This is a genomic window from Wolbachia endosymbiont of Cylisticus convexus, assembly GCF_003344345.1.
Genome location: NZ_QPIP01000033.1, coordinates 1 through 18,712, shown reverse-complemented (window position 1 = coordinate 18,712; position 18,712 = coordinate 1). Strand labels below are relative to the sequence as shown.

Annotated in this window: 18 protein-coding genes and 4 pseudogenes; 13 read left to right on the top strand and 9 right to left on the bottom strand. The window is 33.9% G+C overall.

The window, feature by feature from the left end; translation table 11 throughout:
- Nucleotides 1-71: 71 nt before the first annotated feature.
- Nucleotides 72-1,060, bottom strand: a pseudogene (locus tag Wcon_RS04655) (IS110 family RNA-guided transposase).
- Nucleotides 1,061-1,282: 222 nt separating this feature from the next.
- On the opposite strand from Wcon_RS04655, the pseudogene Wcon_RS04650 reads away from it, so the two are divergent.
- Nucleotides 1,283-1,447 (top strand): annotated as a pseudogene (locus Wcon_RS04650) (DUF2924 domain-containing protein); the annotation flags it as partial.
- The gene (locus Wcon_RS04645; RefSeq protein WP_114517389.1) at nt 1,440-2,924 is read left to right on the top strand and encodes a recombinase family protein; all 1,485 of its coding nucleotides are present in this window, start codon (nt 1,440-1,442) and stop codon (nt 2,922-2,924) included. The pseudogene Wcon_RS04650 and the gene Wcon_RS04645, both read left to right, overlap by 8 nt.
- A gap of 418 nt (nt 2,925-3,342) precedes the next feature.
- Here Wcon_RS04645 and Wcon_RS04640 read toward each other — a convergent pair whose 3' ends face one another.
- The 4 genes from Wcon_RS04640 to Wcon_RS04625 form a co-directional block, all read right to left on the bottom strand.
- Nucleotides 3,343-3,894, bottom strand: coding sequence for an ankyrin repeat domain-containing protein (locus Wcon_RS04640; RefSeq protein ID WP_114517388.1), 552 nt, complete (start codon nt 3,892-3,894; stop codon nt 3,343-3,345).
- A complete protein-coding gene (locus Wcon_RS04635) occupies nt 3,857-4,141 on the bottom strand; it encodes an ankyrin repeat domain-containing protein (RefSeq protein ID WP_114517387.1) in 285 nt (94 codons plus the stop codon). The genes Wcon_RS04640 and Wcon_RS04635 overlap by 38 nt, the downstream gene beginning before the upstream one ends.
- A gap of 222 nt (nt 4,142-4,363) precedes the next feature.
- Nucleotides 4,364-5,548 carry a DEAD/DEAH box helicase family protein gene (locus tag Wcon_RS04630; protein WP_114517386.1) on the bottom strand — a complete coding sequence of 395 codons (1,185 nt, stop codon included), beginning with the start codon at nt 5,546-5,548 and terminating at the stop codon, nt 4,364-4,366.
- On the bottom strand, nt 5,494-5,913 hold the full coding sequence (locus Wcon_RS04625) for a hypothetical protein (RefSeq protein WP_114517385.1): 420 nt from the start codon (nt 5,911-5,913) through the stop codon (nt 5,494-5,496). The genes Wcon_RS04630 and Wcon_RS04625 overlap by 55 nt, the downstream gene beginning before the upstream one ends.
- 201 nt (nt 5,914-6,114) lie before the next feature.
- On the opposite strand from Wcon_RS04625, the gene Wcon_RS04620 reads away from it, so the two are divergent.
- Nucleotides 6,115-6,348 carry a transposase gene (locus Wcon_RS04620; RefSeq protein ID WP_338062147.1) on the top strand — a complete coding sequence of 78 codons (234 nt, stop codon included), beginning with the start codon at nt 6,115-6,117 and terminating at the stop codon, nt 6,346-6,348.
- 1 nt (nt 6,349) lies between these two features.
- Nucleotides 6,350-6,589, top strand: coding sequence for a hypothetical protein (locus Wcon_RS04615; protein ID WP_114517384.1), 240 nt, complete (start codon nt 6,350-6,352; stop codon nt 6,587-6,589).
- A gap of 148 nt (nt 6,590-6,737) precedes the next feature.
- On the opposite strand, the pseudogene Wcon_RS04610 reads toward Wcon_RS04615, so the two are convergent.
- Together Wcon_RS04610 and Wcon_RS13340 are read right to left on the bottom strand one after the other, a co-directional pair.
- A pseudogene (locus tag Wcon_RS04610) lies at nt 6,738-7,471 on the bottom strand (transposase).
- Between the two features lie 92 nt (nt 7,472-7,563).
- Nucleotides 7,564-7,800, bottom strand: a pseudogene (locus Wcon_RS13340) (alpha/beta hydrolase family protein); the annotation flags it as partial.
- A 110-nt stretch (nt 7,801-7,910) separates the two neighbouring features.
- On the opposite strand from Wcon_RS13340, the gene ispD reads away from it, so the two are divergent.
- Nucleotides 7,911-9,116, top strand: a complete 1,206-nt coding sequence (gene ispD / locus Wcon_RS04600; RefSeq protein WP_114517383.1) for a 2-C-methyl-D-erythritol 4-phosphate cytidylyltransferase — start codon at nt 7,911-7,913, stop codon at nt 9,114-9,116.
- A gap of 679 nt (nt 9,117-9,795) precedes the next feature.
- Here the strand turns inward: ispD and alaS are convergent.
- Nucleotides 9,796-12,378, bottom strand: coding sequence for an alanine--tRNA ligase (gene alaS / locus Wcon_RS04595; protein ID WP_114517382.1), 2,583 nt, complete (start codon nt 12,376-12,378; stop codon nt 9,796-9,798).
- 194 nt (nt 12,379-12,572) lie between these two features.
- Between alaS and Wcon_RS04590 the strand changes: the two genes are divergently transcribed.
- The 8 genes from Wcon_RS04590 (at nt 12,573) to purH (ending at nt 18,206) form a co-directional block, all read left to right on the top strand.
- Complete coding sequence (locus Wcon_RS04590) at nt 12,573-13,580, top strand: hypothetical protein (protein WP_114517381.1); 1,008 nt, start codon at nt 12,573-12,575, stop codon at nt 13,578-13,580.
- 174 nt (nt 13,581-13,754) lie between these two features.
- Nucleotides 13,755-14,015 (top strand): hypothetical protein, encoded by a 261-nt coding sequence (locus Wcon_RS11955; protein ID WP_237350041.1) that lies wholly within the window; start codon nt 13,755-13,757, stop codon nt 14,013-14,015.
- Nucleotides 14,016-14,087: 72 nt separating this feature from the next.
- Nucleotides 14,088-14,345, top strand: a complete 258-nt coding sequence (locus tag Wcon_RS11950; RefSeq protein WP_237350040.1) for a hypothetical protein — start codon at nt 14,088-14,090, stop codon at nt 14,343-14,345.
- Between the two features lie 222 nt (nt 14,346-14,567).
- Nucleotides 14,568-15,011, top strand: coding sequence for a PAS domain-containing protein (locus Wcon_RS04580; protein WP_114517380.1), 444 nt, complete (start codon nt 14,568-14,570; stop codon nt 15,009-15,011).
- Between the two features lie 90 nt (nt 15,012-15,101).
- Nucleotides 15,102-15,308 (top strand): 50S ribosomal protein L35, encoded by a 207-nt coding sequence (gene rpmI, locus Wcon_RS04575; protein ID WP_114517379.1) that lies wholly within the window; start codon nt 15,102-15,104, stop codon nt 15,306-15,308.
- A 21-nt stretch (nt 15,309-15,329) separates the two neighbouring features.
- On the top strand, nt 15,330-15,695 hold the full coding sequence (gene rplT / locus Wcon_RS04570) for a 50S ribosomal protein L20 (RefSeq protein WP_114517378.1): 366 nt from the start codon (nt 15,330-15,332) through the stop codon (nt 15,693-15,695).
- 19 nt (nt 15,696-15,714) lie between these two features.
- Nucleotides 15,715-16,614 (top strand): methionyl-tRNA formyltransferase, encoded by a 900-nt coding sequence (gene fmt, locus Wcon_RS04565; RefSeq protein ID WP_114517377.1) that lies wholly within the window; start codon nt 15,715-15,717, stop codon nt 16,612-16,614.
- 80 nt (nt 16,615-16,694) lie between these two features.
- Nucleotides 16,695-18,206: a bifunctional phosphoribosylaminoimidazolecarboxamide formyltransferase/IMP cyclohydrolase gene (gene purH / locus Wcon_RS04560; protein ID WP_114517376.1), complete on the top strand. Its 1,512-nt coding sequence runs from the start codon at nt 16,695-16,697 to the stop codon at nt 18,204-18,206.
- Between the two features lie 139 nt (nt 18,207-18,345).
- Here purH and Wcon_RS04555 read toward each other — a convergent pair.
- Nucleotides 18,346-18,712: transposase (locus tag Wcon_RS04555; protein ID WP_147269143.1), on the bottom strand; the 367-nt coding region annotated here is incomplete at its 5' end.

The window sequence follows — 18,712 nt, the reverse complement described above, 5'->3', positions numbered from 1 at the left end:
TTCTGATTGTGTAACAGTACACAGATTACAGTTAGTGAATATGTTGAATGGATTGGAAGCATTTTTTGATTTTAAACTACAGTCAACATCCTAGTTCTGTAATTCTTGATATGATTTGGATCAAAAGCACTTTTGGATGTCAGGATACCGAAAATGATATGGAGTAGCTTACGCATTGCAGCTCCCACAATTGCCATATTATGCTTACCCTTCTTCTTTAGTCTTTGGCAAAAACTCACAATGATAGGATTGTGATTCTTGGCTACTATGGCAGGAAAGAAAAGGGCCTTACGTAATGTTTGTGAACCTGATTTACTTAATCTTGGTTTAGAATGTACAGATGAACCTGATGTTATATTTTTCGGTATAACTCCTGTATATGCTGCCAATTGCCTGGCATCTCTAAAAGCTTTTATGTCAGGGATTTCAGCTAAAATAGCCATTGCTGATTCCTCTCCTATTCCTGGAATAGTCAATAGAAGCTGAAAATTTTCCAACAATTCTTTGTGCTGCTTTAATAGTTTGCGTATGGAGTTTTTTATTATTTCTATTTTTTTAACTATATTCGTTGCAACAAGCATTTGCAACTTCTTTAGGCAGTCTCTCTTTTTTTTCTAGGTGGTTATTTACTAATTCTTTTAACGCAACTGAGCAACGATAAAGATGTTTTAATTTTTTCATTTCAGAAGAAGGTGGTGTCCAACGAGTTGGTTCCTGTCTTTGGCAATAATCAGCAATAATTTCTGCATCAGTCTGATCATTCTTTTGTCTTACGAGCTTACTCCTTGTATAAGATTTAATACAATAAGGATTTACAACACTAACAAAATGTCCAGCATTGTGCAGAAATTCAGCCAAAGCTTCGCTATAACAACCACATGCATGACTTTACTTCTTCCACATTATGCTTTTGTAGAAAACTCAGCAGACCTTGAAACCCAAGATCATCGTTCTTAAAGCTCCTTTTCCTAGTTTCACGCTTTTCTTTTTTACTTATGAATGAAAGAAAAACATCAAAGCGATCTTTTGATACATCAATTCCAAGAAAGTTGTTGATCATATATAACCCCATACGTTACCATTTAAAACGAAAAGTAAGGCTAACCTTGTGGATACAGAATTAGAGCCATTTAGGTCTTTCTACGATACCGTCCAGCCTATACTTTTGAGGAGGGAACTCTTATCTTTCTTACAGATTTTATATCTAAGAGGAGAAACAGAGTTCTTCCCTCCTCCACCTAATGCTTAAGCTTAAAACATTAGATGCTTTTTACAAGATACAAGAGGGGAAGAGACGCATGCGGTAATGGTAACAGATAAGGGTTTAATCTACCGAGAAGAATTTTATACGTCATTATCAGCGGTGGAAGGGAAAATAATGGGAATGAGTTACAATGGGCCGCTCCTATTTGGTTTGCGTGATCAAAAGGGAAGGGAAAATGTGTAAAGGGATAAGATGTGGAATATATACGAGAAAGTCAAATGAAGACGGTCTAGAACAAAAGTTTAACAGTTTAGATGCGCAGCGAGTAGCATGTGAAAAATATATAAAGAGCAGAGAAGGCTGGGTAGTATTGGCAAAAAGGTACGACGATGGAGGTTTCTCAGGAAAGAATTTAGAAAGACCAGCAATAAAGGAATTATTTGAAGATGTAAAGGCAGGAGAAGTGGACTGTGTGGTAGTATATACATTAGACAGACTATCAAGGGAAACAAAAGACAGCATCGAAGTAACATCATTTTTTAGAAGGCACCGAGTAAATTTTGTAGCAGTAACACAAATATTTGATAATAATACGCCAATGGGAAAGTTTGTGCAAACGGTATTATCAGGGGCAGCACAACTAGAAAGAGAAATGATAGTAGAGAGAGTAAAAAATAAAATAGCAACATCGAAAGAGCACGGAATATGGATGGGTGGAACTTTACCGCTAGGGTATGATGTAAAAGATAAAGAATTAATAGTAAATGAAAAAGAAGCAAAAGTGGTAAGGTATATATTTGAAAGATATTTGGAGCTGAAGTCAATGGCAGAATTGGCAAGGGAGTTAAATAGCCAGGGGTACCGTACGAAAGGAAAATCAGATATCTTTAAAAAGGCAACGGTGAGAAGAATAATAACAAATCCAATATATATGGGAAAAATCAGACATTATGAGAAAGAGTATGAAGGAAAACATGAAGCAATAATAGAGGAAGAAAAATGGCAAAAAGCGCAGGAATTGATAAGGAATCAGCCATATAGAAAAGCAAAATATGAGGAAGCGCTGCTTAGGGGAATAATTAAGTGCAAGAGCTGTGAAGTAAACATGACGCTAACGTACTCAAAAAAAGAGAATAAGAGATATCGATATTACGTATGCAACAATCATTTAAGAGGAAAAAGTTGTGAATCAGTAAATCGAACAATAGTAGCAGGAGAAGTGGAAAAAGAAGTGATAAAGAAAGCGGAGCAGCTATATGAAAATTGGAAAGAAAAGATCGAAGAAAAATGGAGTTTTGGGAAACAGAAAGAAGTAGTGAAAAAGTTAATAAAGAGAGTAATGGTAAAAGAAGATGGAATAGAAATGAGTTCAGAGGATAAGGTGGAATTTATACCAATAAAAAAGAAAGGAAACAAATGCACAGCGATCGAGCCAGAAGGCAAAACAAATAATGCGCTACTGAAAGCAGTGGTAAGAGCTCATTTGTGGAAACGTCAATTAGAGGAAGGAAAATATGGAAGCGTAGGAGAGTTGAGTGCAAAAATTAATATAGGTACAAGACGAATACAACAAATTTTAAGGCTGAATTATTTAGCACCAAAAATTAAAGAAGACATAGTAAATGGGAGACAGCCAAGGAGTTTGAGGTTAGTGGATTTAAAAGAAATACCGATGCTGTGGAGTGAGCAATTAGAGAAATTTTATGGATTAGAATCTTAATTTACAAAAGCAATAGGCAATGAAAAAGACTATGTGCCAGAAAATTAAAAGTATTGCAAAAGGAGCTGCTATGAAGGAATCAGGTCTAAACTATTACATATTACAGCTAATGTAGTGGATAGAAACTGACACTCAATTATGTAAACATATCAATAAAAATAGTAAGAATCTTAATATACCTAGCTTACATGTGAAAAACTAGCAAAAAAATGCTCCAACAGAAACACCAAATGCTTCCAATAACCCCTATTCAGCTGACATGTAATACTGCAGAAGAAAAATTCATCATACTCTAAAAATCATAAGCATCGGAATAACTTTTTAAAAATTATCTTAAGCTATTAACTTAATAAAGTTTTCCCAAGAAAAAATACAAAAGGAAGGTAAAAGATGGTCCTCCCTTCTGCTTGGGCTTTTGTTAGCAGGCTTTTTCAGATACTTGTTGGTTAGCTAAGTCAGGTTTATCTAGCTTATTACTAGGCTTTGATACTGAATATGTAATACCACCAGCAATAACTCCTATTACTAACGCAGCTGCTACAGCTATGCCAGCTATAGCTAATATTGATAATTCAATACCGGTAATACCGCATCCAATACCTATTGTCAGTGCAGTTATAATACCCAAAGTAATACCAGTCTTTATTGACTTGCTAATTATTTGCTCTTCTGCCTCTTTTAAAAGCTGTGTTATATTTTTATCATTAGCTAGGTCTCTTGGAGTTTTACCTTTTTTATTCTTTATTAAAGGATTAGCCCCTTTTTTTAATAGAGTTGTCACTACATCTTTATGGCCATTTCTAGCAGCTTCATGTAAAGCAGTTTCACCACAAATATCTTTTTGATTAACATCAGCCTTTTTATCATCTACAAGGTATTTAACTACATCTAAATGGCCATTTCTAGCAGCTTCATGTAAAGCAGTTTCACCACTAACTATCTTCTTGATTAACATCAGCCTTTTTATCATCTACAAGATATTTAACTATATCTAAATGGCCATTGTAAGCAGCTATATGCAGTAATGCTAATTTTTTGTTGTACATGGTCAATTGTACATCAAACGGATGATTTATATCAAAGTCTTTCCGTTCCCACTCTTGATATGTATCTTGATCTTGTTTCTTTAATTCCTCTTTTATTGCTTCAAGTATATCACCCCCGTTTGAGTTTATTGTATCTAGTATCTCTTTCCACTGTTTCAATGTTAAAGACATAATTTCCTCCACCCTATTGAAATAATATAATTATTACGCATTCTAATGATTAATTTAAATTCCTTTAGCTTGATTAATATGGAAACATACTAAAAATTAGCGCCATAAAAATCTTGAATATTTACTTTTTCAAAAAACATAAAAATAGTACATATATTTGTGAGAACGCATCAGGTAAAAATAGAGTTGTGAAAATAAAAAGGTAAAATTTTTGCAACAAAATTAGGCAAACCAGTTCGTACGTAGATTTAGCGAAAGTGAGCCAAAATAGCTGGTCTTGCGATATAGTAAAATTACTATACAGGAAAGTTCGAACGTATCACTTGGTAGCTCACAAGTGGTCTGATTATAGTGTTCGCACTCAAATAATTTTTTTGATTCTTTTATAAGATTTTCGGATTTGGTAATATATAGAATTTTTCCTCCCCCGAACTTCTCTTTTATCCTTCTTAAGCTCTCCAAAGCCACTGACGTCTTTCCACTGCCAGCAGATCCATTGATAACTAAAGGTAATTCAAACTTTCCAACCCTTTCAACTATATCTTCCTGCTTTGCATTAAAAGTAATAAGTTTACCAAGATAACTAACTTGTGAAGCATTTCCAATTTCTACTGTATTTGCGCTATCAGAACCTTCTTCACTTATTATTTTTATGTTTTTTATTTTTTCTTTATTTGTTAAAAATTTAGACTTCCGGTAATCATGATTCAGAATTACTTCTAAAATAACAAAAGCATCTTTATCATTATGCTTTGTACTCGTAAATAATAATCTGTCACTATCACTTAATTTAGCTCGAAAATATTCAATATTCCCGTTACCTTTTATTAACTTTATATCTCCTTGGCTTGTACTGTTGTTTTCCTCTAAATCTTTAATTATTTCATTGAACTTTCTTCTTAAAAGGTTTTCATTATCGCCTAAATCGTGCTCATTAAATTCGTTACAATAAAATACTGGACTATTGACAGAAGGTTTTGGCTGATATTTCTGCTTTGGTTTAGATTGACAATTATCATTATTGTTAGCTTCTTTGATTCGAGGTTTCTGCTCTGCACATTTTTCTTTTTGTAACAAGCACGCAAACTCAATCCTTATTTCCTTTAACTCCTGCTCACTTAACTCGTAATTTAATACTTTCTCTAACTCATGATTCTTGTCCATAATTATTTCTGCATTTTTTAAGGCATATATTCCACAATTGTAACCATCTTTCTGTTGCTCAATACAAAAAGATTGAGTTTGAATACCACTCAGTTTTGACTCTAACAGCTCTTGAAGATTGTTGTAATTACTATCCTTAAAAAATCCAACATTCTCTGCACTCTCTTGAAAGGAGGAAATATCATAACCTAAAGAGTCAGCATAATAAGCAGTAAATTCTGTTTTATAACTAGCGTTACCCAATGATTGGCATTTTTGTTGATTACAAAAATAGCAGGCTTTTTAACTTTCAACTCAATATAGCCTTGTATCTGCTTTTCTAACTGACTTGCTGATCCAATTACTTCAAACAGTATATTGCCACCTCCATGCCATCCATACTTAAACCGTGCAATACGAGCAATATCTTCTTGTTTCAATAGCTCTTCATAATTTTTTTCTTCCAAAGTTTTATGAGTAAACTTACTAGGACTTACACTTGGTGCACAATTTTCCTTATCTCGGCCTTTTTCAGGAGATATGTAACTATTTTCATGTGGGGGAAAACTCCCAATATCTTTAAATGGTTCACGAATTTGCTTACTATGGGATCTGAAAGAATTTATCATTAAATTTCCAAACTTTTCCTAATACTCTCTCTAAGGCTACTGAAAAGGGCCTTGTTGCACAGCAATCAAAGAAATCTGGTGGCTACTGACAAAATTTATTATAAAGTAACCATTTTAACTGCTTAAAGAAAAATCATGCCACAAAAGACAAAAGTCAATAACTAGAACAAGTGTAACAAATTCCTTGAAAAAAGGGGAAATATTTTTCATTTCGTCAGTGAAGCAATTGAAAATTGGTATGAAAATAGTCCAAAAATGCAAAGCGGCAACTATATTTATAGTGATAAAGTCGTAATTTGGGTTCATATAGTAGCCAGTCTCTTTAGAATTGGTTTAAGACAAACAGTCGTGTTTATAAAAGGATATTTGCAACAGATAGAAAAAGATTTAGCAGTTATCAACTATACGCAATTCCAGAGGGTTCGAAAAGCTTAACTTGAAAATTGATGATCATAGAATCAACAAATGTGATTGGAAAAGTACTGAAATTGCCATAGATAGCACGAGAGTTAGTATCTACAATAACAACGGTGGCCATAGTAAACTTAATATTCGAGGAAGAAAATACAATGGTTACAGAAAGCTATACGTTGTTTTAAACACAAACGATAAGAAAGCAATAAGCATACGTGGTATTGCTCTGATCGATCTGCGATATGTTAAAGGAAATCAGTGATAAGTATAACATTCGTTCTATTCGAGAAGATGCAACTTATGATATAAGAAGTGTGCATAAAGAATGCAGAATATTATCCCTATTATTCGGCCTAGCTAAAATTTGCTCAGCTATCAGAAAGAAACAAGTATAGCTCTTCTCATAATAGTCAGAATAAAAAAGCAGAATCAACAGCTTGACGGAAAGACTTAAAAATAGGGATATTTTTTCTAGCTCTGTTCTTTATAGCAAACCAATGATGCTCAATTTCGTTAAAGTCTGGAGAATATGGAGGAAGTTCAGCACCAACTCCTTTAGCAAGATCATCTATTTTAGATTTATGAAAAGTAGCGTTATCAAAGTTTGGCCAGACCTTAAAATTGGAGTTAAAAACTGCTCAAACCAAGCCTCGAAAACATCCTTATTGCAGTAAAGGTCAATGGAGCAATGATTTTCTTTTTATTTTGAGCTATACTGACGCGCTGAGTTTTTTTACCTAATTTTAGTGAATGAAACCTCTCTCCTTTTCTGCAATATCCGTATGTTCTGTATTGTCTATTCCAGATTCGTCAATATATACAAGATTTTCATGACGTTTTGTTGCTATAACCTTTGAAAATTGAGCTCGCTTTTCTTCATTTCTTTCTTTATATCCGTAGATCTTGTAAATCCAATATTTTTAAGTGCTCGTTTGTCGACTGATATTGCCCCAGCATCTCTGACTGAGTTTTGCCACCTTGCAAATTTGGTAAAAACATTCCAGTCGGTAATTTTATCTGCCCTTCCAGGCTTTTTTGACTGAAAATCTCCCGTTTCCTTACGCCTTTTCTGCCACTCATATAGAGTCGTTTTTCCAATTTTAATCTCTTGGGCTCTACTTTCTCCTTCATCCAATGCTTCCATTACCTTTTTCCTTAAGTCATAACTATGTGCTACTGATCTTCACTACTATAAATCCATATCTTACTCTTTTTGGACTATTATGAGTAGGGCTATAATACCAAAGCGGGTGATAATATGGATACTCCTAAAAATAAGAAACTGGCTATTGCGTAAGTTATATAGTTTTGAAATGCAATTGGGTATTTATGTGCATGAGTGTAGAAATTAGATCTATGGAGATACGTAGATCTATCTTGTATATACCTGGCCGCATTTTTATAATTATCACCTATTTCATGAAAAAATATGAGATGTATTTCATTTTCTTTATTATACTTAGCAACGTGCATTATTTCCCTCTAGCACATATTACACCTAGTAAAAGAATATTCTGTTTTGAGAATAAGATCAACTTTTTTTAAAATTCTAAATAACCTGTTACTATACACTAACACTAAAAATAACAAACATGCACACTAACAGACTTGAGAAATACAAGATAGCAGCATTAATAGTTGCAGCAGGAGTAGGTAGTAGATGTAATGCCAAAACCCCTAAACAGTATATAAAACTGGCAGGTAAATCTGTTTTATTTCACACAATTAGAAAATTCTTAGCTAATCAATACATAAGTTACATAAGAGTGGTAGTGAATGAAAGTCAAAAAGATTTCTATAAAGAAGTTACATCATCAATTATAGATACTAAATCGCTGAGTCCAGTATGCGGAGGGAAAAGCAGGCAGAGTTCAGTTAAACTCGGACTGGAGAGTTTGCAAAAGATCAATCCAGATTTTGTCGTTATACACGATGCCTGCAGGCCTTTTGTGTCAAATATTCTAATAGATAACTTGATTGAATCTATGATTAATGGTCAATATACAGGAGTAGTTCCAGCAATAGAAGTCGAGGATACTATGTCATTGGTGAGTAATAATTTCGTTGAATCTACGATTTCAAGGGAAAAACTTAGAGCCATACAAACCCCTCAAATTTTTAATTTCAGAGAATTATTATCATGCCATCAATCAATCAAAGAATTTACTGATGATTCATCGCTAATGGTAGAGCACAAAAAACATGTTGCGATTATTGAAGGTGAGAAAAACAATTTTAAGTTAACCAAAAAAGAGGATCTCAATATGGCAAAACTCCTTTTTGAAGAGCCAAAATTTCGTGTCGGAACCGGTTATGATATACATAAATTTGTTAAAGTTCAAAATGATGCTAAGAGTTTTATAAAGATTTGCGGTGTAGAAATTGAGCATAACATGGCAATAGAGGCGCATTCCGATGGTGATGTTGCAATACATGCAATCGTTGATGCAATACTCGGAGCACTAGGATGTGGCGATATAGGAGAACATTTTCCTCCCAATTCCTCTGAATGGAAAGATTGCAATTCATCTCACTTTCTTGACTTTGCTGCTAAAAAAGCACAGGAAAAAGGATATAGCGTGTCTAATTTAGATATTACTATAGTTTGTGAAGAGCCTAAAATATTGCCTTATAAAGTGGAAATGAAGAAATTTATATCAAAAATATTAGAAATTGATGATGAATTCATAAATGTTAAAGCAACAACTGCAGAAAAATTGGGTTCTATTGGGAGAAATGAAGGAGTAGTAACGTATGCTTCTGTGCTATTGCATGCAAACTCTTATTGAAAGTAGCTCATAAAAACTCCTTTACAAACTCCGCCAATTCCCTTATCATAAGACTGAAGCTATATTATTTAACTTCCCAATCTGTGCAGATTAAAATGACAAGAAGACTTGTATTTGGCGTACTATTTTTGCACTATGTGCATCCTATGTCTTTAATAGAATTCCGGGTTTTTCCCTATACAAGCTGAAACGGCCTGTTTAAGACATCACTCAACGTCAAATTTTAAAATAAAGAGTGAGCTACTCCGGGGGTTCTTTGTCTTTTTTTTCTGCTAGTAAATTTCTTAAATATTTGTGATTGCATTTAAAAGCAGCTAAATTGCAGTGCTTAAGACTAAAAAGCGCTGATACTGACAATAGATAGTAACTGGGGTTTCTTTTGCCTTTTTTTTGCTTAGTAAATTTCTTAATATTTATAGCTAAAAGAGACCGAAAATAGTGGCGTGTGAAGCTGGTTCACTTTATGACAATGTCATCCAAGTACTGGGATCCAGTTTTCTTTACCAAAAGTGCTTCATTCTATAACGCAAAATCCATACTCCAATGCATTACTTGCAATCTGGATCCCAGTACTTGGATGACAGGGAAAGGAGCACTGATATGACACCGAAGGGGCTACTTACCTTGACGATTTGTGAAATCTCGCTAGCGGCTAAGTGGCAGTATGACGTAGAGTGTATTAGTCCTTATAAGCTGTTATTTTGCTATAAATAGCTGTAATGGCATCATCTATTTTATTGCTATCACAGCCTATTTGAGCAAGTTCGGCATTTCCACCGCAATCCCTTTCGGTTACAGTAGATACTAGCTCTTTTGCATTAATCTTATCAGTCAAGTCTTTACTTACTTTGACAATCAAAACTGTTTTATCCTTTTCTGTTACCGTGAAGGCTATTACAGTTTTTGGTTTTTGTTGCTGCAAAACAAATTCCCTTATTATACTTACTGGAACGTCATTGAAAGTGTGGCTTACGAAATTTATTCCATTTATTTCGGTACTTTTTATATTCTCTACACTGACAAGCTTTTTATAAAGATTTTTTATTTTGATTTCAAATTCTTTGCGCTCTTGGCTTAAAATACTGAGTCGACTTATTATTTCATTTACTGGTGCTTTTACAGATTCTGCAACTTTTTTTAAGCTAATTTCATTATTGCGTACATAATTAATTGCTTCTTGACCGGTTAAAGCTTCAATCCTTCTTACTCCAGATGCAACGGAACATTCTGCTGCTATCTTAAACAAACCAATTTCTCCAGTACGCTCCACGTGTGTACCGCCACATAATTCTTTTGAATCTCCAATTTTTATAACCCTAACCTTATCACCATATTTTTCACCAAATAAAGCCATGGCTCCTTCGTCTATTGCCTGATCCATACCTTGAATTTTTGTAGATGTAGAAAGGTTTTCTCTGATTAGAGAATTTACTGTATCTTCTACTGAAAACAGCTGATCCTGAGTGACTGGCATGCTATGACTGAAGTCAAATCTTAGTCTATTTGGTGCGACTAGAGAACCTTTTTGAGTAACGTGATCACCTAAGATTTTTCTGAGTGCAAAGTGTAGAAGATGTGTGGCTGAATGATTTCTTCTTAAGTCTTGTCTTCTTCTCTTATCAAGACTTGCTATAACTGCATTACCTTTACGAACTGAGCCAGATCTCACGATACATCTGTGTAAATATAGGTCGTTAATCTTGTTGGTATTTTCAACTGTGATAATACTTCTGTCAGATTTGATTATGCTTCCAGTATCTCCCACTTGTCCACCTGACTCACCATAAAAAGGTGTTTTATCAAGTATAACGGTTATCTTCTCTCCCTCTTTCACAGAATCAATCATTTCATTTTTAGGGGAAATTATTGCTAGTACTTTTGCGTCCTTTACTTCATCACACTCATAACCAACAAATTCCGTTTTGCCAAACTGATCGATTAAATTAAACCATACTTGTTCAACAGATTTTTCACCAGATCCAGACCAATTAGCACGTGCTCTTTCTTTTTGCTCTTTCATTGCATTGTCAAAACCTTTTTGGTCAAAATTTATTTTCCTTTCTTTCAAAATATCAACAGTGATATCCAAAGGAAATCCATAAGTGTCATATAGTTTAAATGCTGATTCTCCAGGCAGAGTGTCACCTGATTTTAAATCTGCAGTAAATTTGTCCAAGAAATTAATGCCTTTCATTAAAGTGTCTTTAAAGTTTTCTTCCTCTGATTTTAATGTTGTTTCTATTAAACTTTTAGCTCTGATTAGCTCTGGATAAACATCTCCCATATAAGCCAAACTTGTGCCATCTATGAGTGCAGGAAAAACAAGGTGCAATAGAGAATCATTATATCCAAGTAGGTGAATATAGCGTGCTGCTCTTCTGATCAATCTGCGTAGTACATAGTTTCTGCCTTCATTTCCAGGGAGCACTCCTTCTGCGATGAGAAATGCAGCTGCACGAAGGTGATCTGCGATAATCTTATGAGCTACTTTATTTTCCGTATTTCCACAGTACTCTTGTGATTTACTTACCAGAGCGGAAAATAGGTCGATATCATAGTTATCATGGACCTTCTGCATAACAGCTGCTATTCTTTCAAGACCCATTCCGGTATCAATGCATTTTTTTAGTAATTTTTGTAAATTACCTTTCTCATCTTTATTAAATTCCATGAACACCAGATTCCAGATTTCAACAATTCTGTCGTCCTCATGCAAATCAGGATTTCCATAATCGTAAAAGATTTCAGAACACGGACCGCATGGGCCAGCATTGCCCATGCTCCAAAAATTGTCATCTGTTGCAATTCTGATGATTTTATCGTCTGAAAAGCCACTTATCTTATGCCAAATCTCATATGCTTCATCATCAGTGTGGTAGACAGTTATGGACAGTCTGTTTTTATCAAGAGACAATTCTTCAGTGATAAATTTCCACGCGAGTTCTATTGCCGTTTCTTTGAAGTAATCACCAAAGCTAAAATTTCCAAGCATTTCAAAAAATGTGTGGTGCCTGGTTGTATAGCCAACGTTTTCCAGATCATTGTGTTTACCGCCCGCTCTGAGACATTTTTGACTCGAGACAGCACGTTTCATTTCAGTTTTTTGCACGCCGGTAAAGATGTTTTTGAACTGTACCATACCAGCATTTGTAAACATGAGTGTTGGATCATGCTCTAGAATCAAAGGAGAAGAAGGAACTTGCTCATGATTATTATTTACAAAAAATTTTATAAATCTTTCTCTAATTTCGTTTAGCTTCATCGTTTTTACTGAGGTTATCTACGCATAATAAGCTGTAATGAGAGTAAAATCAATTTATCAATCTAAATATTGATATATATTATTTAGAATAATATATATAATTTTTATGTAAAAATCTTAATAAAATTATAGACAAAAATAATTTATCCATCATATATGTAGTAATATTTATTAATTAATTTAAGGAGCATAAAATGCCAAAAGAATTCCAAAATACTAAGAATAGCATGCGAAAGAGAGAAACAACAAATAAGCAGGAGATGGATAGTCCAACAATTAGAATTGCATCTGATTTGGAAAGTATAGAACAAAACAGAAGGATAGAATTTTCAATTAAAGGAAAGGATTTAACAATAGACTACCTCTCTATATCTTCTAGAGTAGCTCAGATAGGCTTTGTTACAGGAGAAGTAAAATCAATAGAAACTCCTCAAGCAATTTGTGAATCGATAATAAATGGAATTATTTTAGGTCTTAAGAGTAGAAAAATACAAAATAATAAAGAATATGATTATAGAGAATTTAAGGAAAGATATCTAAAAAAGCTTTGGGATAAGGAAGTAACACAAGAGCTAAAAGAAATAATTGATGAAAATATGCAAATTAACCAATTGAGAAGATCTACTGCTGAAGGGGTTGATTATCAGATGAAAGAAGATAGTGAATATGTAACTATAGAACCAGCTCCTTTAAAAAAACAAGAGCCAGAATTATTCGATTTTGCATCAAGCAAAGCAACTACTAAAGAGATTAACAACGTAGTAGGAGAAGTAGTAAGATCAAATGCTAGCAATGGAATTGCGACTGAAAATATAAGGAGTGTTTCCCGTTTTGATAGCAATTCAAAAGAAGTATTAGAACATCCTATATTTAATAGTACGGATGTGGAAGGGCCTAAATTACCGGAAATAAATGGAGGACAATATATAAGAATATCAGTAGCAGGGATTGCTGGTGGTATATTGGGTGGAGTGCTGGCAGTAGCTTTTGCAGGATTAGGATACTTTATATGGCACAGAAAAAATAGGGAAGGCAGCTACGATGTTGAAAAAGCACAGAGGAGCAATGGTGAGACGGCAAGCCTTTTTGAGCAAGCTCAACTTGAGCATTCCAGAGCTACACCAGAAGCAGAAGAAAGAGAATCTTTGCTCAGCAATGCTACATCAGTAGCGCATCTATCTTCTCAAATTAGCATCGAGTAAAACCCCAGAGTGTGATGGCACAACAGTGCCATCACAAGGATGCACCTTAAGCTCTACCAGCATTTGTAATGCTTTGGAATCAAAGAAGAAGAAGGAACTTGCTTATGATTATTATTTACAAAAAATTTTATAAGTCTTTCTCTCTATTGGGAGGAGGTGATTTAAAACTCAATTATGCTTGATGATTCATCTTATCGTATGCTTGTTGCTGAAGGAGAAATAGTGCATGCAGAAAATCCCAAAGTAAATTATCGATCGATGATTGATGATATTGTTTCTGATCTTAAGAATGGAGAAATACAAAGTTATAAAAGATGTAATGCCAAAGAATTTTATGAAAAATATCTCAAAGGGTTTTCGAGTAAGGAGAGTTTGCAAAAGCTGGAAGCTAGTGCTATTGAAAGTGCAACAACAGAACTATCAGACTTAAAATAAGTAATAGAAGAAATAAAAAAGTCAAATGCTAGTCATAAAATTATGACACAAAATATAGAAAATGTTAAAAATATGACAAATATTTTAGATAGTCTTATACTTCGTGATACGAATGTGAGAAGGCCTAAATTATTGGGAACATCTCGATCAAACAAGGAAAATATGGGAGTGTTAACAGTAGGTATGTTAGCAGTGGTAGCAGCTGTACCATTTAAATATTGGTTTTGTAATAGAAAAAGTAAAGGCCATAGTAGGTCTAAAGAAGAAACTCCATCTAGTAATTTATTAAATGTAATAACCTTAGAAAGTAGAGATAATTGTATTAATTAGCCAAAATATTCCAAATACTCTTTAATAGAATTCTTTTTAGTACTTTTTTTTATAATTTCCTCATTTAATAATTTTGATGTTCTAATTATTATACTTAATGTATCATTACTTATTGTGCAAGCAGGATGAGAATTTTCAATAACGTACATCCTTTAGTAAGAAAAAATCAATACATTCACGATAAATTTACCTCATATCTGTGTTTTATATGTGGAATTTGGAATGGAAAATTATGCAGGCAAAGAAAGAAGAATAGTGAATGTAGTTACTCAACATTGGAGTGATATAAAAGGATCAGATAGGGAATGGCCAGAAAGACATGAAATAGACACTGCAGAAATCATGGAATCATGGCAGCATTGTTTTATCATTGAAGTTAAAGATCGAGGTTATGTTTGTGAAAGTGCAGGAGAAAAAGCTATTGAATTCTATGGTTTTGAAAAAAAGATGTACATCGATAATAAATATGCAATTGATGCACCATTTTTGCGGCTATATAAAATAGATGCAGTTATTGATAAACTTGAGACTGTAATAGAAAGTAAATGCCTAATTAACGAAGAGGAAGAAAGTGAAAGTGTTAAAATGAGGCAAGTATTGTTGCCAATTGGGGATAAAGAAGGTATAACACATATATTAGGCGTAATTACATTTAAGCTCCTTTAGAATATAATTTTAATTTGATTCTCTAATAAAATTATCTATACTCATACTACTAAGGAACTAGATAGTGGTGTTTGTAAATTTGTTTAGGATATGACAAAAATAAAATTAAAAACTAAATCTTCTGTTAAAAAGCGCTTTCACCTTACAGCTAAGGGTAAAGTCATCTCTACTCAGTCAGGCAAAAGGCATGGCATGATAAAGAGAAGTAAATCTAATATTCGTAATCAGCGCGGCACAGCAATTCTCAATAAATCTGACTCGCGTATAGTTAAACTTTATATGCCTTATGGTGTTTAATAAAATGGAGGTAAAATAAAAATGGCTCGGGTAAAACGTGGAGTCAATACTCATGCTCGTCATAAAAAGATATTGAAATTAGCAAAGGGTTATAGAGGACGGGCAAAGAATTGTTATAGAATTGCATTACAAAGAGTTGAAAAAGCACTGCAGTACGCTTATAGAGATAGAAGAAATCGCAAACGTGATTTTCGTGGCTTGTGGATAATACGTATTAATGCAGCAGCAAGAGAACATGGGCTTACTTATGGTAGGTTTATGCATGGTCTTAAACTTGCTAAAATTGATTTAAACAGAAAAATTCTTGCTGAGATGGCTGTTAATTATAAGGATAATTTTGCTAAATTAATAGAAACTGTAAATAGCAAGTTAGCAGAAAATTCTTAAAGCAAAAACACTTAAAAACATGAGAATTATTTTCATGGGGTCACCGGAGTTTGCAGTTAGTACGTTAAGCTTACTATTGAAATCGCACAACAAAATAGTAGCAGTATATACCAAGGCACCAAAACCTTCAGGGCGTGGGCAGAGGCTAACAAAATCTCCAGTACATGTTGTTGCTGAAAAAGGTGACATGGAGGTATGTATCCCTGCCTCTCTAAAATCTCCAGTAGAGGAAGAAAAGTTTAGAAATTTTAAGCCAGACGTTGCAGTTGTTGCTGCGTATGGATTGATACTACCAAAAGGAATTTTGAATATTCCCAAATATGGTTGTATTAATATTCATCCTTCATTGCTGCCCAGGTGGCGCGGTGCATCTCCTATACAGCATGCAATTTTAGCAGGGAATCAAGAAACTGGTGTCAGTATCATGCAATTGGATGAGGGATTAGATTCTGGCCCTATTTTAAAACAGAGAAAACTTCTTATTGAAAAAAGCGATAATTACAAGACGTTGCATGACAAACTGTCTAAATTAGGTAGTGATTTATTGCTGGAAGTACTAAACGAAATTGAAAAGCAGGTTCCCTTAAAACAGAACGATAATGACACGTGTTACGCTGACAAAGTAGAAGACTATCAAATTTACTTAAGTGATACCTGTGAAGTTGCTTATAGAAAAGTTAAAGCTTTTTATCCAAAAGCATTCATTAAGATAGAAAATAAACGCATCAGGATACTTGATGCTGACTTTGAAGCTTTCGCTTCAGAACACGGCAAGATTATCAACGATAATCTGTATATAAGTTTAAAAGGTGGCACTTTAATTCCTAAAGTTGTACAAATGGAAGGAAGAAATCCTTGCAGTATTGAAGACTTCGTTCGTGGCTTAAAGTCAAGTGTGACAAAAAAATTTATAGAATAAACTACTTTAAATTAGTACAGAAGTGTAATAGCTAAATTTCTTTTTCTTAGATATAATCTTAAAAAACCTTCCATATAAAAATGAAAATTAAAAGAGCTTTAATATCAGTATATGATAAAACAAATATAATTGACCTTGCATCATTTCTAATGCAGCAACAAATAGAAATTCTTTCAACGGGCAATACTTATAAAGTGCTATCTGATGCCGGAATAAAAACGCAAGAAGTCTCAGATTATACGCAATTTCCAGAGATACTGGGTGGTAGAGTAAAAACTTTACACCCTAAAATTCATGGAGGAATACTTTGCAATAGAGAAAAGCACAAAACGGAAATACAAAATCTAGGTATTGAGCTAATAGACCTGCTTATAACTAACCTATATCCATTTTGGGAAACGGTGAATAGCGATTCAAGTGAAGAGCAAATCATAGAGCAAATAGATATCGGTGGAGTGGCATTAATTAGAGCTGCAGCAAAAAATTTTCATTTTACTTCAGTCATTTCTAGCACTCAAGATTATGAAGCACTAAAAGCTGAGATGATAAAAAATAACAATGAAACAACATTGGAATGTAGAAAACATTTGGCAACTAAAGCGTTTGCTCTTACTGCGCAGTACGATTCTAATATTTACAGTTGGTTTTTATCCCAGAGTAAAAATAATGAATTGCCAGAGTTTTTTGCACTATATGGACATAAAGTACAAAAACTCAGGTATGGTGAAAATCCTCATCAAAAAGCTGCATTTTATAGTAATCAATTTAGCAAATATCCACTGGAGAAGGTACATGGAAAAGAGTTGAGTTATAATAATATAGTAGATATAGAGTCCGCACTTAACATAATTTCTGAGTTTAAAGAGCCTGCAGCAGTAATAATAAAGCACAATAACCCATGTGGTGCTGCTGTTGGCAATAGTGCTTTGGAGATATATGAAAAGGCTCTATCGTGTGATGAAATAAGCAGTTTTGGTGGCATAGTTGCCTTAAATCGGGAGATAGATTTAAAGCTAGCAGAAAAATTAAACAAGATATTTTTGGAAGTAGTAATAGCACCATCAGTAAACAATGAGGCACTAAACATTTTGCAAAGAAAGAAAAACTTAAGAGTGATTATTCATAAATCTTTTCAACAAAATGTGAAATACAAAATTAAAAATGTTGTTGGTGGATTTTTGGTGCAAGAAAATAATAACCACACAATAAAAGTAGAGCAAGTAACAGAATGCACTACAACAGAAAAAGAAAAGGAAGATCTTATTTTTGCCTGGAAAGTATGTAAATATGTGAAATCCAACGCAATAGTTATAGCAAAAGATGGTTGTGCTATTGGCATCGGCGCAGGGCAAACAAGCAGAATAGATAGTGTAAACATTGCAGTGAAAAAAGCAGGTGAAAAATGTAAAGGTGCAGTGCTTGCTTCAGATGCATTTTTTCCATTCCCAGATAGCATAGTAGAAAGTGCAAAACATGGAATAACAGCTATAATTCAGCCTGGTGGCTCGCTGAAAGATCAAGATGTGATAAAAGCTGCAAATGAAAATAAAATTGCTATGTTTTTCACTGGCGTTCGCAGTTTTTTCCATTAGGCTTTATGTCTTATGGCTAGAGATTTTTGTCTGGTAGAGATCATAACTTTAAATCCTCCTATTAGGTTTAACTGCTATGATCCCCCCAACAGAACCGTACTTGCGGGGAATGTTCAAAAAAGTGTGTCAAGCCGCATTTTTAGTTCAACTCAATTTTCAACCTATCTGGAAAGAAAATATCAAGTTGAGACATAGTTAAAGCCCAATTAGGGAGAGCCATAATCCACTTTTGCTCTACCTTTTTTATAGCACAATATACCTGTTTGTACAAGGCATTTGTACTAGTAAATGAACCCTTAGTTTTAGTAAATTTCCTGATTTGTCTATGCAACCCCTCAATTGGATTAGTGGTGTAAATCAGCTTCCTAACTGGCCCAGAATACTTAAAATAACTGGATAAGTTTTCCCAATTGTTCTGCCAGGATTTTATAACTAAAGGATACTTTTCTCCCCATTTTCCTTCCAGCTCAAGCAGATAATTCTCAGCAATTTCTTTACTTGAAGCA